Origin of the sequence: Ochrobactrum sp. P6BSIII (assembly GCF_014138065.1) — a bacterium.
Lineage (GTDB): Bacteria > Pseudomonadota > Alphaproteobacteria > Rhizobiales > Rhizobiaceae > Brucella.
This window is the reverse complement of record NZ_JACGXB010000022.1, coordinates 1-15,289: the sequence shown is the minus strand read 5'-3', so window position 1 is coordinate 15,289 and position 15,289 is coordinate 1. Positions and strand designations below refer to the sequence as shown.

Genomic DNA, 15,289 nt, shown 5'->3' with positions numbered 1-15,289 from the left:
TAGTTCCATCCTTTATGCGAGACCAAGCTTGTCCGAAGCTGATGAAACTCCGTGGCCCTCGGGTGATCATCGGCAAGTTTCGCGCAAGCCGCGCTGCCTATGTTTGATTCAAAGAACTATTCTGCGGGAGTCTCGGGCTTTGGGCATTATCATTGGTCTCGCCATCACACTGGGCTGTATGCTGGGCGGCTTTATCGCCATGGGCGGACATGTCAGCGTGCTCATCCAGCCATGGGAGTTCGTCATCATTCTGGGCGCGGCGCTCGGCACGTTCTTCGTCGCCAACCCGTTTTCGCTCGTGAAGGATACCGGCCGCGCCTGCATGGAAGCGTTCACCAACGCCGTGCCCAAGCAGCGCGATTATCTGGATGTTCTGGGCCTGCTCTATAGCCTGATGCGCGAATTGCGCGCCAAGTCGCGCAATGAAGTGGAAGTCCATATCGACAATCCCAAGGAATCGCCGATCTTTCTGGCCTATCCGAGCGTTCTGAAAAACGAAGACCTCACCCACTTCATCTGCGATTATTGCCGCCTCATCATTGTCGGCAATGTGCGCTCGCACGAAATCGAAGCGCTGATGGACGAGGAAATCCACACCATCGCCCGCGACAAGCTGAAGCCTTATCAGGCCATGGTCACGATCTCGGAAGCCCTGCCAGCGCTTGGCATCGTTGCCGCCGTTCTCGGCGTTATCAAGGCCATGGGCGCGCTGGACCAGTCACCGGAAGTGCTCGGCCACCTGATTGGTGCAGCCCTTGTCGGCACCTTCGCCGGTATCTTCTTTTCCTATGGCGTTGTCGGTCCCATCGCGACCAAGATCAAATCGACCCGCGAGAAAAAGAACCGTCTCTATGTCGTCGTGAAGCAGACGCTGCTTGCCTATATGAACGGTTCGCTGCCACAGATCGCGGTTGAATACGGACGCAAGACCATCTCCGCTTACGACCGCCCGACCATCGACGTGGTCGAACAGGAAACCATGGCGAGCGCGCCGACACAGCAGGCCGCATAAGATGACAACGTCCGAAACGACTGTTGAAGCGACCATGTCGGAACAACACCGCAAGAATGACGTGCTGGCCGACAATCTGCTGCGCGCAGCCGGACTGTCTGGCGACGATCTGAAGTCGCTTGCCCATGTGTTCAAGGATGCCTCCACGCATTTCTGCGAGCGGTTGAAGCATGGTTGCGCGGCGGCTTTCGAAGTTGAGGCCGGTGCGGTGGAAAGCGCGGACGACACGGCTTTCTCCGCCATTCTCGACAGCGCAGCCATCATTGCGCCGCTCAAGGTGGAGCGCTGGGGCTCGACGCTTTATCTGACTGTCGATGCGCCGCTGGTCTTCTCGATCATCGAAGCCATGTATGGCGCGCAAGGCAATCTCGGCAATGTCGATGTCGAGCGCCCGTTCGGCATGGTCGAACACAAGATTTCCGCCCTTCTCGCCGACCATCTTGCCGGTGCGCTGGATCAAGTGTTCAACGCGGGCTCCCTGTCGGGCTGGGCGGGCAGTGTGCAGTCGATGTTCGCCGCCGGTGAATGCGTCGACATCGCCGAATTCGACCGCACCAATTTCGAACGGTCGCGTCTTTTCGCCTGCCGGATTGATGTGACGGCAGCGGGCAAGACCGGACAGGTGCATCTTCTGCTGCCGCGCAGCACCCACAAGCCGATGCAGGACGCCGTCGCTGCCTTCCTGCGTCGCCCCATGAATCAGGCCGACCCGACCTGGGCCAAGAAGCTGCGCAATGAAGTCAGCCGCGCCCGCATTGAGCTTGAAGCCTTCATTCAGCAAGGTTCGATGACGCTGGACGCGCTGTCCAAACTGGAGATCGGACAGGTGTTGAAACTGCCTGCCGACGCCATGGAGCAGGTGCGTCTGCGCGCAGGCAACCAGCAGCTTTTCAAATGTTCGCTCGGCAAATCGGGCATTCATTTCACCGTCAAGGTCGGCGACCCGGTCAATCAGGAAGAGGATTTCATCGATGAGCTTGTTGCTGGCTAATATTCTTTCCACGCTGATGGCTCTTGCTTCGCTGGGCGCGCTGATCGTGGTCGGTCGCAAGGCCAACGAAACGATCAAGCTCGGCAAGGTGCTGGCGCTACGCGTCGCGGCTGCCTCCAATGGTCTGGAACGCGCCGTAAAGGCGATCCAGAGCGAGCGCACCGATCTCGTCGATGAGAATGTGAAGCTTGAGGCCCGCCTTGGCGAAACCCAGCGCGTGCGCCGCGAGATGGAAGAAGCCATTGAGGAGCTGAACCGCCTGCGCAAGGCGCTCTCCCGCGACATGCGTCAGGCCGATACCCTGGCCCGCTCGGTCGCTGACAGTGCTGGCCGCAACCGCGAGCCAGCCGTCGAACAGAAAGAAAAGAATGCGCTGCCGGTGTTCGTGCATCGCGCGGTCCGCAAGGCGACCGTTGAAATTGCGGGGCAGGCATGAGCGCTGACAACAAGGACAAGAACATGCAGCAGGAACTGGACGAAGCCATCGAGGAACTGCGCGAAGATAAGCCGCGTAGCGCACAGAAAGGTGCTTCCAAGCCCAATCTCGAACTCATCATGGGTATTCCCGTTGATGTGCAGGTGGTTCTCGGCGGCACGACCATGCCGGTCGCCAATCTGATGAAGCTCGGTCGCGGCGCGGTGATCACCCTCGACAAGCAGATCGGCGATCCTGTCGATATCGTCGTGAACGGTCGCGTGATCGCACGCGGTGAAGTCATCGTGCTCGAAGACGATTCTTCGCGTTTCGGCGTCAGCCTCACCGAAATCATCGGCAAGTAACGGAACGGCCCGGACATCTCCATGACCGACAAAGAGCAGCAAAACCTCGCTGAAGAAAGCGCCAGCGGCATCATCGATACGCTGAGCGGCGCGCAAAAGGCGGCAGCTATTCTGGTGGCTATCGGCCGCCCGGCTGCGTCGCGCCTTCTCAAGCATTTCAGCGCCGAGGATCTGCGCAAGCTTGCCGGTCATGCCCGCACGCTGGACCCGATCTCGCCGCTCGATTTCGAACAGCTCGTGAAGGAATTCGAGGACTCGTTCGCCGAGGGCGCGCCGGTTTCGGAAGCCGGGCAACGCTTTGAGGGCCTGCTGCGCGATACGCTGCCGCAGGAAGAAGTGGACGCCGTGTTCGAAGAGCGCGTGCAGCCACAGCTGGTACAGGAATCGGTCTGGGTGCAGCTCGGTCGCCTGCCGGTCGACAGCCTGCAAGCCTATCTGGCCGACCAGCATCCGCAGATCATCGCCTATATCGTCTCCAAACTGCCGTCGGACCTTGCCGCGCGCCTGTTCGTGGCCTTGCCGCCGCAGCTGCGCAATGCCGTCGTGCAGCGCTCGCTGCATATCGGCAATGTCGCGCCCGCCGCAGCCGAACTGCTGGAAGATGTGCTGCGCCGCGATCTTCTGGGTCGCAGTGATTCCGGCCCGGTCAAAGCCCATCACGGCCAGATTGCCAATATCTTCAACCAACTCGACAAGAGCGAGATGGAAGAACTGATGGCAAGCCTTGAGGACCTCAACCGCGACGATCTCAATCGCATCAAGGCCAAGCTCTTCACCTTCGAAGACATCGAGCGCCTGTCACAGCGCGCTCGTCTGCTGCTCTTCGATGAAGTGCAGACCGAACAGATCGCAACTGCGCTGCGTGGCGCAGATGCCAAGCTTCAGGAACTCGTCCTGTCCTCGCTCTCCACCCGCGGTCGCCGCATGGTGGAAACGGAACTTGGCGCCGAGCAGGGCAATATCACCGCCCAGAATATCGCCGACGCACGCCGTACGATCTCGCGCATTGCCATTGATCTTTCCGAGCGCGGCATCATCACCCTCGACGCGAACGAAGCTTCTGCCTGAGGACCGGTGTGACGCATGGCGGACGATACCGATAAGGAAAGCAAAACAGAAGAAGCGACCGAGCAGAAGATCCGCGACGCCTTGGAAAAGGGCAATATGCCCTTTTCCCGCGAAACGCCGATCCTCGCTGGCGTCGCCTCGTTTCTGATCATCGCCGTCTTTGTCGCCGCACCCGCCACGACAAAACTCGCCGTGTTTCTGCGCGAACTGATCGACCGTCCCGAGGACTGGGTTCTCAACAGCGCCGAAGATGCAAGCCGCCTGTTCAGCGTGCTGGCGCTGGCGGTCGGCGCAGCACTTGTGCCGGTCTTCATCATCATTCCGCTGGCAGGCATCGCGTCCTCCGCCTTCCAGAACGCGCCGCGCATCGTCGGCGAGCGTATTCGCCCGCAGGCTTCGCGCATTTCGCCACTCAAGGGGTGGCAGCGCATTTTCGGCCGCAGCGGTCAGGTGGAATTTCTGAAATCGGTGGCGAAGTTTCTCGCCGCCAGCCTCATCGTTTTCATCGTCTTCTTTCAGGGCAACAGCCTGTTCACGGACGCGGTTGCGACCGAACCGAGCGCCCTGCCGGAATTCCTGCGCGAAAACATGGTGCGCCTTCTGGTCGCCAATGTGCTGGCAATTACAGCGATCGCAGCCTTCGACCTTGCCTGGTCGCGCATCCACTGGCGTCAGGAACTGCGCATGACGCGGCAGGAAGTCAAGGACGAGCTGAAGCAGTCGGAAGGCGACCCGCTGGTCAAATCGCGCCTGCGCTCACTCGGACGTGATCGCGCCCGCCGCCGTATGATCAGCGCCGTGCCGACCGCCACGCTGATTGTCGCAAATCCGACGCATTTCTCCGTAGCACTACGCTACAAGCCGAATGAAGACGCCGCACCGGTCGTCGTTGCAAAGGGGCAGGATCTGATCGCGCTCAAGATAAGAGAAGTGGCCGCCCAGCACTCGATACCAGTCTTCGAGGACGTGCCTCTCGCACGCGCACTTTATAAACAGGTGAATGTCGATCAGATGATTGCACCGGAATTCTATAAAGCCGTTGCCGAACTCATCCGCATCATCAATACGCGGCATGCATTACACTAATGGTATAGCTATGACTTTGCCCTATTCCCAAATATTATTGGCCTGTTCTCAACGATCGATGGTGACACGATGAAGAGTCTGCAATTTTCCAACGAACGTGAAGCGATCATCGCCGAGAACCTGCATGAAGTGGTGACAGAGCTGCGTCTTGTCGATCCGGCTGACTACATCGCCTTCATCCGCTGCGAACTGTTTGCCAATATTGCCGATGTCGTCAGCTCTGCGACGGAGCTTTACTTCTTCCCCGGCACGCTGGAACTGGGCCATGGCGGCGACTATCGCTGCGACTGGCAATCACCGCCATCGGTGGTGCTGGACATGGAATTCCGCAATCAGGGCGTCTATGCCTATTTCCGGCTGATCCTGACGGATAAAACGGCTGGCGTGGAGCTGAACCACATCACCTTTGAAGATGCCGATCAGGATCCCGCAAAGAACACGGCGCACCTGCGAAACGCTTTCCGCGAGGCAAGACTGCCTCTCAAGAAACGGGCCTGAAAATATGACACCGGACGCGAGCAAACGCATCCGGTGCCATCAAGCAGTTTAAGCGGCTAGTTTATTTCCAGCGGGGCTGAACGCCCCGCGTTCGGAAATGCAATCAATAAAACAAAATAAATCAAAACAGTCTGCGCTTCCGGTCTATCCGGAAGCATCGTGACCGGCCCGTCACCGAGCCGGCAATTGCTGAATTACATAAGATGTTCGGTGCCCGGCATTTCAATAATGCCAAGTGACAAAGCTGTCGCCACAGCCGACGTGCGGTTGGAGCAATTCAGCTTGATTTTCGCGTTTTGCAGATAGGTCACCACCGTCCAGCGGGCGATGCTGAGAATATCAGCAATTTCACCGTCGGTTTTGCCATTTGCCGCCCAACGCAGACAATCCACCTCACGCGGTGTGAGCAGGCTCGCCACCGAGCTGGCATCCTTATGGCCGCACAGCGCATTGTGGATCACACCAGACACACTGAGCAGACGCGGACGCAGCTTGGCCACGAACTGTTCGCGATCCTCGTCCTTGTCGATCTCGAACGAGAACAGCGTGCAGCCGGAAGCGCCCTTCGGATTGCGCGCGGAAACAGCAATGAAAATATTGCCGAGCCCGTGCTTTTCAGCATCCTGCAACAGTTCCGCAACTGACGGACAAATATTGGCGTCTTCCTGCAGATCATGCACGATGCCGCTGCCGTCATTGGAGAAATAAGGTGCATCCTCCTGAAAGATCGGATCGATGGCGAAGTAGTTCTTCGTCGAATAGCGCGCCGACCAGGCGGTCGGAACGGTCATCACCAGCGTCAGATCGTTGGAATTGAGCTTGGCACACTCATTCATGCGGCCACGATAGGCGTGCATGATGTGCCGGCAGCCAACTTCATCGCGGATGCGGGTCAAAAGTGTGAGCGTATCGCTCTGAAATGCTGCTCCAAAAAACGTCTTCTTGAAATTAGGAAAATGAATCAGGTCAAGAGTCATGCGAAATATCCTTAAGAATCAAGCCGCTTAAGCTTTCGGTCCGTCGCCTTATGTCCTGCTGGCGACCATGTTTCGAATCGCGCCCGACAAACTGCTTAATTGTTTATAAGTGACAAAAAAAATACGCCTCATGGCAACTCGCAATTATTGTGCCGCAAGTTGTTACACACAAGAACAGAGTGAAAATAAGGCACAGTTTCAAAAAGCTTGTTCCCAATTGGAACAAATACGCCGCTTAACTAGTCTTGCCATAGGCTCGGAAGAAGAAATCCACCGCCGTTTCCACGTTTTTGCGAATGGCTTCGTCTGATGGCTCGTCGGCAATCACACCGAACAGACGCGGGCGATAAAGCCCGGCGAGAAACAGATCGGAGAGCTGATAGGCGACCCGATCGACATCGAACGGCTCCAGAACGCCGTCCTCGATCATCTTTTCAAGATATTCGGCCATGGCGACCAGACTGCGCTTCGGACCCCGGTCATAGAAACGGGCGGAAAGTTCCGGCTTACGCTCGCTGACGCCCAGAACGATGCGCTGCGCGCGAATGGCGGTCGAAGACGTAATCAGCGTCACGAGCGCGATGCCGAACTCCGTCAGTTCCTCACGATTGGAAAAACCATTGTCCAGCTTGCCGATCAGCGTGCTGAACATGGTATGACGGTAGTGTTCGCACAAAGCGACGAACAGGTCTTCCTTGCTGTTGAAATAGACGTAGATCGTGCCCTTCGACACGCCCGCTTCACGGGTGATATCGTTCATGCTGGCGGCATCGAAGCCCATGCGCAGGAATACGCTTTGCGCGCCTTCCAGTATCTGGCTGCGCTTTGCCGGGTCCTGACCCGCGCCAAGCCGCGTGCGTCCGCATTCGGTTTCAGGCGCGCATGCAAGCGAACTGGCTTTAAACTTTTCGGATTTTGCAAGCTTTTCGGATTTTGAGCCCGTCTTGACGAAATTGGCCGCAACTTCGCCCGCATCTTGCCGATCGAGATCAGGCGTGGTGAGCGTTTCTGGGCTTCCTTCGGTATGCCGTTCGGGCTTCATATCACAAAACTCTTATATTTTTTCGAACCGAGCGGTTCGATATCGCTTGATATGCGCATCTTATTGGATTATGTCAACATCGAACCGAGCGGTTCAATCCACTGGATGTGCAGAAAGTTTCTCCTATGACTGCCAAGAAGTCTGTAGATCAGGCCGATATTCGCCAGTTTCCGACGGCCAAAACCTTTACGCCGGACGAAGCTCCGGCAACAAATGATGCACCGCAGAACGAGAGAACGCAGCCCCACGCTGTACCCAATGCGCGTCCACAGGAGACGCCGCACAAGGAAAATGCGAAAGGTGGCGAGAAAAAGGGCTTCGGCAAGCGCGTTGTGCTGCCGGGTGTTTTGATCGTCGCTGTGGCCGCAGGCCTCTGGTATGGCTATGATTATTGGACCGTAGGCCGTTTCATGGTTTCGACCGACGACGCCTATGTACAGGGCGATATCGCGTCCATTGCGCCGAAAGTTACGGGCTATATCGACAATATTCCGGTCGTCGCCAACCAGCATGTCAAGGCTGGCGATGTGATCTTCCAGCTTGATTCCGGCGATTATCAGATCGCTCTCGACGAAACGGAAGCCAAGCTTTCCACGCAAAAGGAAACGCTGGCCCGCATCGTCGCGCAGACGACCGCAGCAAAGGCAACCCAACAGCAGGCCGAAGCACAGAAACAGGCAGCAAACGCTGTCCTGACCAATGCTCAGGCCACCTTGACGCGCGTGCAGAAATTGCACGCCACGCGTTTTGTCGCGCAGGCCGACCTCGATACGGCCCAGTCGTCGCTCGACCAGGCACGCGCCAATGTCGCCAGCGCCGATGCGCAGATCGCTTCCGCCAAGGCGAATATCGACGTTCTCAATGCGCAGTATAAAGAAACCGACAGCGGCACAAAATCGCTAGAACTTGCTCGTGATAAAGCGGCCCGTGATTTGGCCTTCACTACATTACGCGCACCGTTTGACGGCGTGGTTGGCAATCTCTCCGGCAAGAAGGGCGACCTCGTATCCGCCGGTCAGAAGATCGCAGCACTGGTGCCAGTCGGTCAGCTCTATATCGACGCCAACTACAAGGAAACGCAGCTCGCCAACATCAAGACCGGCGAGACGGCGCATATCTATGTCGACGCCATCGACGGTACCAAGTTTGACGGCAAGGTCGTTTCGGTTGCCCCCGCTTCGGGTGCGGTGTTCTCGCTTCTGCCGCCGGAAAACGCCACCGGCAACTTCACCAAGGTGGTGCAGCGCGTGCCGGTCCGTATCGCCATTCCGCAGGATGCGCTGGGATCCGGTAAAATCCGCGCCGGTCTGAGCGTTGTCGTGGACATCGATACGCGTACCGCCCCTGAAGACAAGTCGAACTAAAAATTCGACGATACGATTGTCGCAAGGATAAGCAGCGGCGCGGCTTTTGTGTTCCGCGCCGTCTTTTCTTCCAGAGTGGTTCCGGCTTTACGGAATCGCCGGAACCGCTCTAGTTATTTTTACGCATTATCCAACGCAAAACCGCTTCGCACTTTTGCTGGAAATGCAGTCTTGTTTCGCACTGCATTGTCCAACGCAAAACCGCTTCGCACTTTTGCTGGAAATGCTTTGTCCTGGAGAGTGCGCCATCATGGCCGCAGACACGACAATGGGGCCAATAGCCCCGGTAGATGACCGCATCGACCCCAAAAAGGCTATCGCCTTTCTGGCCATGGTCTTCGGCATGTTCATGGCGATTCTCGACATCCAGATCGTCTCGGCATCGCTGTCCGAAATTCAGGCGGGCCTGAGCGCCAGCTCCGACGAAATTTCGTGGGTGCAGACGTCCTATCTGATCGCGGAAGTCATCATGATCCCGCTGTCCGGCTTCCTCGGACGACTGTTGTCGACGCGCGTGCTGTTTACGCTTTCGGCGGCGGGCTTCACACTGGCCAGTATGCTCTGCGCCACCGCGACGAATATCGATCAGATGATCGTCTATCGTGCCATTCAGGGCTTCATCGGCGGCGGCATGATCCCCAGCGTGTTCGCGGCAGCCTTCACCATCTTCCCACCCTCCAAGCGCTCCATCGTGTCACCGATGATCGGCCTTGTGGCCACGCTTGCACCGACCATCGGCCCGACGGTCGGCGGCTATCTCAGCCACGCCTTTTCCTGGCACTGGCTGTTTCTGGTCAATGTCGGCCCCGGCATTCTGGTCACCATCGCCGCCTGGAACCTGATCGACTTCGACGAAGGCGACAGCTCGCTTCTCAGCAAGTTCGACTGGTGGGGTCTTATCGGCATGGCAGCCTTCCTCGGCTCCATGGAATATGTGCTGGAAGAAGGCCCGCGTAACGACTGGTTGCAGGATCAGGCGATTTTCATCCTGACCATTGTGATGACCGTTGGCGGCATTCTCTTCTTCTATCGCGCCTTCACATCCGAAGAACCCATCGTGGATTTGCGTGCCTTCAAGAACGTCAATTTCGCGTTCGGCTCGCTGTTTTCCTTCGTCATGGGCGTGGGACTTTACGGGCTGACCTATCTCTATCCGCTCTATCTCGCCAGCGTGCGTGGCTATGATGCGTTGCAGATCGGCGAAGCGCTGTTCGTCAGCGGTCTTGCCATGTTCATGACCGCGCCGGTTGCAGGTTTCCTGTCCAATCGCATGGACCCGCGCCTGATGATGATGATCGGCTTCCTCGGTTTTGCCGCCGGTACATGGACCGTCACTGGCCTGACCGCCGATTGGGATTTCCATGAATTGCTGATCCCGCAGATCCTGCGCGGCTGTTCGCTGATGCTCTGCATGGTGCCGATCAACAATCTGGCGCTGGGCACGCTGCCACCTGCGCTTTTGAAGAACGCCTCCGGCCTCTTCAACCTGACGCGTAACCTCGGCGGCGCTGTCGGCCTTGCCGTCATCAACACCATCCTGACGCGCCGCGGCGACATGCATTATGACCGGCTTGCCGAACATGTGCGCTGGGGCAATGCGGAAGCCGAGCAGATGCTCGCCGACCTGACAGCGAAATACAATGCCGCCGGTCTCGACGGCGCAACAATCGCGATTTCCAAATTGTCGGGCATGGTCCGGCAGCAGGCGACGCTCCTGTCCTTCATCGACGTGTTCTTCATCCTGACGATGATGTTCTGTTCGCTGGCCGTCTGCGCCATCCTGTTGCGCAAGCCAAAGCAGGTGGCCGGTGGTGGTGGCGGGCACTAGCCAGCTCCGCGAGCCGGAAAAGACACCCTGAAAGCACCCTCCCAAGCTTTCATACGAAACCCGAAAGGTTCATAAGCCTTTCGGGTTTTTTCGTTTAAAGGGCCCGAAAACACAACCACGCCGCGAGCAGGCAAATCCTTGTCGTAGCGGGAACAGCTTCCGTTCAAAATGTGACAACCGCGAAACTTCTGTCACATTTCTTGTCATAAAAATGCCCCTTCCCCACAGGGATGAATTGCTAAGCTACTGAAAACGTGTTTCACTTTCTGCTGTTGGCAATTTGTGACAAGCAGCAAACTGTCATCCAACCGTCATGTCGGGCGGGTAACGGGTAGGCGGGCTCCGGAATTGGCCGGGGGCTTTCGTCGACCTATATTAGGGGAGTCAAACAATGCTTAGCTATACAGCGCGTCTGCTGTCGCTTTCGACCGCTATCGCCGTTGCCGGAGTTTCCATCGCCGCTGCCGAGCCGTCAGCCGAACTGATCGCTGCAGCCAAGGCAGAAGGCGAACTGACCACCATCGCACTCCCGCACGACTGGTGCGGCTATGGCGAAATCATCAAGAGCTTCAAGGACAAGTATGGCCTCAAGGTCAACGAGCTGAACCCGGATGCCGGTTCGGGCGATGAAATTGAAGCCATCAAGGCCAACAAGGACAATAAGGGCCCGCAGGCTCCGGACGTCATCGACGTCGGCTTTGCTTTCGGCACCTCGGCCAAGAAAGACGGCCTGATCCAGCCTTACAAGGTTTCGACCTGGGACGAAATTCCGGATAGCGCCAAGGATGCCGAAGGCTTCTGGTACGGCGACTATTACGGCGTTCTGGCCTTCGAAGTGAACAAGGACATCATCAAGGACGCTCCGCAGGATTGGGCTGACCTTCTGAAGAGCGATTATGCCAATGCCGTTTCGCTGGCTGGCGATCCGCGCGTTTCGGCACAGGCCATTCTCGGCGTTCACGCTGCCGGTATTGCTGCTGGCGCAGAGCCGGGCGAAGCCGCTGGCAAGAAGGGCCTCGAGTTCTTCAAGGACCTGAATGCAAAGGGCAACTTCGTGCCGGTTATCGGCAAGGCCGCGTCGCTGGCGCAGGGCTCGACCCCGATCATCATCCGTTGGGATTACAACGCGCTTGCCGACCGCGACACGCTGAAGGGCAACCCGGAAGTTGAAACAATCATCCCGAAGTCGGGCGTGATTGCCGGTGTCTACGTGCAGGCCATCAGCGCCTACGCACCGCATCCGAACGCAGCCAAGCTCTGGATGGAACACATCTATTCGGATGAAGGCCAGATCGGCTATCTGAAGGGCTACTGCCACCCGATCCGCTTCAATGCGATGAGCAAGGCTGGCAAGATCCCGAAGGATCTGCTCGACAAGCTGCCGGACGCAACCGCCTATGAAAAGGCAATCTTCCCGACCCTGGAACAGATTGACGCCGCACAGGCAACGATCACCAAGGAATGGGACAGCGTCGTCGGCGCCAACGTCAAGTAAGCGACTTCGTTCGTTTCTGACGATGGACCTGTGAAAAAGGCGTTGGACCAGCCGGGCATTTCCCGGTTGGTCCAATTCCGATTTTCCCGTTTTGTTGGCCTCTACTCGACGGATATGTCGTGTATCTTGCCTGTTTTCGCATGCAGCGCGTGCGAAACAAACAGCCGAAGAAAGAGCGCATGAGTTCAGTAGCCGATACAGCAGCCCCAGCCAGTCCGGTCGGTAGCGTTCGCAAACGCCGACTACCGTTGACATGGCTTGGCGTGGCGCCGTTTTTCCTCTTCGCCATTCTCTTCCTGATCTGGCCGACGATGTATCTCATCATCGGCGCGTTTCAGGACCCGGCGGGCAATTTCACGCTCCAGAACATCAACGACCTGTTCCAGCCGCAGATCATGAGCGCCTACTGGATTTCGATCAAGGTCAGCCTTGCATCGGCCATCGGCGGCGCAATTATCGGCTTCTTTCTGGCCTGGGCTGTGGTGTTGGGCAATCTGCCGTCATGGCTGCGCCCGACCGTTCTGACCTTCTCCGGCGTGGCGTCCAACTTTGCGGGCGTACCGCTCGCCTTCGCCTTTCTGGCGACGCTCGGGCGCACCGGCTTCGTGACGATCCTGCTGCGCGAGTGGTTCGGCTTCAATCTCTATTCGACCGGCTTTAACCTCCTCAGCTTCTTCGGCCTGACGCTGACCTATCTTTTCTTCCAGATCCCGCTGATGGTGCTCATCCTGACGCCAGCGCTCGATGGTCTGAAGAAGGAATGGCGCGAGGCTTCCTCGATCCTCGGTGCAACCAATGCGCAATACTGGCGCATGGTGGCCTTCCCGATCCTGTGGCCTAGCCTGCTCGGCACGACGCTATTGCTTTTCGCCAATGCCTTCGGCGCAATTGCTACCGCCTATGCGCTGACCGGCTCTTCGCTCAACATCGTGCCGATCCTGCTTTATGCGCAGATCCGCGGCGACGTTCTGCATAACCAGAATCTCGGCTATGCGCTGGCGCTCGGCATGATCGTCATCACCGGCATATCCAACCTGATCTATATCTGGCTGCGTATCCGCGCCGAAAGGTGGCAGCGATGAAAGGCTCGACAGCTCAGAAAATCGGAGCGTGGATCGCCTTTTTCATTGGCGCGGTCTACTTCCTCGTGCCGCTCATCGGCACGTTCGAATTCTCGTTGCGCATGCGGCGCGGCGAATATTCCTTCGACGCCTATCGCGTCGTCTTCACCGACCCGAATTTCCAGGCAACCTTCGGCTATTCGATCCTGCTGGGCATTCTGACCATCATTTTCGGTGTCCTGCTGGTTGTACCGACCGCCTATTGGGTGCGCCTGCGCCTGCCGCAATTGCGCCCGGTGATGGAATTCATCACGCTGATGCCGCTGGTCATTCCGGCCATCGTCATCGTGTTCGGTTATCTGCGCATCTACAACTCGTCTTCCTGGCTGCCGTTCACCGCATCGACACGTGCAACCGACGTGCTTTTGATGTTCGGCTATATGACATTGTCGCTGCCTTACATGTATCGCGCCGTTGATACCGCCATGCGCACCATCGACGTGAATACGCTGACGGAAGCGGCCCAAAGCCTTGGTGCAAGCTGGCCCACCATCATGTTCAAGGTCATCTTCCCGAATGTGATTTCGGGCGTGATGAGCGGCGCCTTCATCACTTTCGCCATCGTCATCGGCGAGTTCACGCTGGCTTCGTTGCTGAACCGTCCGGCCTTCGGACCCTATCTCCAGCTGGTCGGCGCCAACCGCGCTTATGAACCGTCCGCGCTGGCGATCATTTCGTTTGGCATTACGTGGCTGGCGATCATCATGTTGCAGCTCGTTTCGCGCCTCAATAAATTCAAGACAACCGCCGGGTAACGTTCATGGCTTTTCTCAATATCAAGAACCTGAAAAAGAGCTTCGGCGCCAATACCGTCGTCCACGATTTCAACCTCGCCGTGGAAAAGGGCGAATTCGTCTCCTTCCTCGGGCCATCGGGCTGCGGCAAGACCACCGTGCTGCGGATGATCGCCGGTTTCGAAGATCCGGATAACGGCTCCATCGAGATCAACGGCACCGACGTGGTCGACCTCAAGCCGAACCAGCGCAATATCGGCATGGTGTTTCAGGCCTATGCGCTGTTTCCCAACATGACGGTTGCGCAGAACGTTTCGTTCGGCCTGCGCGTTGCTGGCAAGCCGAAGGCGGAAATCGACGCCACGGTGAAGGAAATGCTCGGCCTCATCCGCCTCGACCATCTGGCGGACCGCTATCCCTATCAGATGTCCGGCGGCCAGCAGCAGCGTGTGGCGCTTGCCCGCGCGCTTGCCACCAAGCCGCAGGTGCTGCTGCTCGATGAACCGCTCTCGGCGCTTGATGCCAAGATCCGCATCAGCCTGCGCGAAGAAATCCGCACCATCCAGCAAAAGCTCGGCATCACGACGGTTTTCGTGACGCACGATCAGGAAGAAGCGCTGTCGATTTCCGATCGCATCGTCGTTATGCACGAAGGCCGCGCCGACCAGATCGGCTCGCCTTTCGACATTTACAACCGTCCGGCCTCGCGTTTTGTGGCGTCCTTCGTGGGCACGCTCAATATGCTGGAAGCTTCGGTCAGTGAACCGGAAAAGAACAGCATCGACCTCGACGGCCGCATGATCACCGTGCGCGACACGCTCGGCCATCATCCAAAGGGCAAACCGGTGACACTGGCGCTGCGTCCTGAAGCCGTCAGCCTCGAAGCGCGCAAGAGCCACGACACTTCGCTGGATGCGACCATCGAGGATGTGCATTTCCTCGGCTCCGTCATCCGCACGCGCGTGGCGCTCGGCAAAAACCGCCTGTCCTTCGACACGTTCAACGATCCGACACAGCCGCCGCCACAGCGCGGTGACAAGGTGACCGTACATTTCGCGGCACACGATCTGCTGGTGCTGGCAGACTAAGCAACAAAAACCCCGCTTATGCGGGGTTTTTCATTCTGTCGCTCCGTCGGAAAGATCAGGCCAGCTTTTCCATTTCCGGCAGCACGGTGAAGAGATCACCGACGAGGCCGTAATCGGCAACCTGGAAGATCGGCGCTTCTTCGTCCTTGTTGATGGCGACGATGACGCGGCTGTCTTTCATGCCGGCCAGATGCTGGATCGCGCC

15 protein-coding genes and 1 pseudogene are annotated in these 15,289 nt (G+C 57.8%); 13 read left to right on the top strand and 3 right to left on the bottom strand.

Features of this window, described 5'->3' with window-relative positions:
- The first annotated feature begins 139 nt into the window (after positions 1-139).
- The 7 genes from motA to FHW00_RS22245 all read left to right on the top strand — a co-directional run bounded on the left by motA (position 140) and on the right by FHW00_RS22245 (position 5,435).
- Positions 140-1,012, top strand: a complete 873-nt coding sequence (motA, locus tag FHW00_RS22275) for a flagellar motor stator protein MotA (protein WP_078340856.1) — start codon at positions 140-142, stop codon at positions 1,010-1,012.
- 1 nt (position 1,013) lies between these two features.
- The gene (locus FHW00_RS22270) at positions 1,014-2,003 is read left to right on the top strand and encodes a FliM/FliN family flagellar motor switch protein (protein ID WP_078340855.1); all 990 of its coding nucleotides are present in this window, start codon (positions 1,014-1,016) and stop codon (positions 2,001-2,003) included.
- Positions 1,984-2,439 carry a BAB2_0123 family type IV secretion system effector gene (locus FHW00_RS22265; RefSeq protein WP_078340854.1) on the top strand — a complete coding sequence of 152 codons (456 nt, stop codon included), beginning with the start codon at positions 1,984-1,986 and terminating at the stop codon, positions 2,437-2,439. The genes FHW00_RS22270 and FHW00_RS22265 overlap by 20 nt, the downstream gene beginning before the upstream one ends.
- Positions 2,436-2,783 (top strand): flagellar motor switch protein FliN, encoded by a 348-nt coding sequence (gene fliN / locus FHW00_RS22260; RefSeq protein WP_078340853.1) that lies wholly within the window; start codon positions 2,436-2,438, stop codon positions 2,781-2,783. The genes FHW00_RS22265 and fliN overlap by 4 nt, the downstream gene beginning before the upstream one ends.
- A gap of 21 nt (positions 2,784-2,804) precedes the next feature.
- Complete coding sequence (locus FHW00_RS22255; RefSeq protein ID WP_078340852.1) at positions 2,805-3,851, top strand: flagellar motor switch protein FliG; 1,047 nt, start codon at positions 2,805-2,807, stop codon at positions 3,849-3,851.
- 15 nt (positions 3,852-3,866) lie between these two features.
- Entirely contained in the window at positions 3,867-4,937 is a 1,071-nt protein-coding gene (gene flhB / locus FHW00_RS22250) for a flagellar biosynthesis protein FlhB (protein WP_078340851.1), read from the top strand.
- Between the two features lie 69 nt (positions 4,938-5,006).
- On the top strand, positions 5,007-5,435 hold the full coding sequence (locus FHW00_RS22245; protein WP_078340850.1) for a hypothetical protein: 429 nt from the start codon (positions 5,007-5,009) through the stop codon (positions 5,433-5,435).
- Positions 5,436-5,629: 194 nt separating this feature from the next.
- Here FHW00_RS22245 and FHW00_RS22240 read toward each other — a convergent pair whose 3' ends face one another.
- Both FHW00_RS22240 and FHW00_RS22235 read right to left on the bottom strand, forming a co-directional pair.
- Positions 5,630-6,412: a helix-turn-helix transcriptional regulator gene (locus FHW00_RS22240; RefSeq protein ID WP_078340849.1), complete on the bottom strand. Its 783-nt coding sequence runs from the start codon at positions 6,410-6,412 to the stop codon at positions 5,630-5,632.
- Between the two features lie 235 nt (positions 6,413-6,647).
- Positions 6,648-7,454 (bottom strand): TetR/AcrR family transcriptional regulator, encoded by an 807-nt coding sequence (locus FHW00_RS22235; RefSeq protein ID WP_078340848.1) that lies wholly within the window; start codon positions 7,452-7,454, stop codon positions 6,648-6,650.
- Between the two features lie 125 nt (positions 7,455-7,579).
- Here FHW00_RS22235 and FHW00_RS22230 point away from each other — a divergent pair, with 125 nt between their 5' ends.
- From FHW00_RS22230 to FHW00_RS22205, 6 genes are all read left to right on the top strand, one after another.
- The gene (locus FHW00_RS22230; RefSeq protein ID WP_078340847.1) at positions 7,580-8,818 is read left to right on the top strand and encodes an HlyD family secretion protein; all 1,239 of its coding nucleotides are present in this window, start codon (positions 7,580-7,582) and stop codon (positions 8,816-8,818) included.
- Between the two features lie 250 nt (positions 8,819-9,068).
- Positions 9,069-10,646: a DHA2 family efflux MFS transporter permease subunit gene (locus FHW00_RS22225; RefSeq protein ID WP_078340846.1), complete on the top strand. Its 1,578-nt coding sequence runs from the start codon at positions 9,069-9,071 to the stop codon at positions 10,644-10,646.
- 391 nt (positions 10,647-11,037) lie between these two features.
- Entirely contained in the window at positions 11,038-12,141 is a 1,104-nt protein-coding gene (locus FHW00_RS22220; protein WP_078340845.1) for an ABC transporter substrate-binding protein, read from the top strand.
- A 179-nt stretch (positions 12,142-12,320) separates the two neighbouring features.
- Positions 12,321-13,223 (top strand): ABC transporter permease, encoded by a 903-nt coding sequence (locus FHW00_RS22215; protein ID WP_078340894.1) that lies wholly within the window; start codon positions 12,321-12,323, stop codon positions 13,221-13,223.
- Entirely contained in the window at positions 13,220-14,017 is a 798-nt protein-coding gene (locus FHW00_RS22210; protein WP_078340844.1) for an ABC transporter permease, read from the top strand. Before FHW00_RS22215 ends, FHW00_RS22210 begins: the two co-directional genes overlap by 4 nt.
- Before the next feature lie 5 nt (positions 14,018-14,022).
- Positions 14,023-15,084, top strand: a complete 1,062-nt coding sequence (locus FHW00_RS22205; RefSeq protein WP_078340843.1) for an ABC transporter ATP-binding protein — start codon at positions 14,023-14,025, stop codon at positions 15,082-15,084.
- A 55-nt stretch (positions 15,085-15,139) separates the two neighbouring features.
- Here the strand turns inward: FHW00_RS22205 and FHW00_RS22200 are convergent.
- Positions 15,140-15,289: pseudogene (locus tag FHW00_RS22200) on the bottom strand (electron transfer flavoprotein subunit alpha/FixB family protein); the annotation flags it as partial.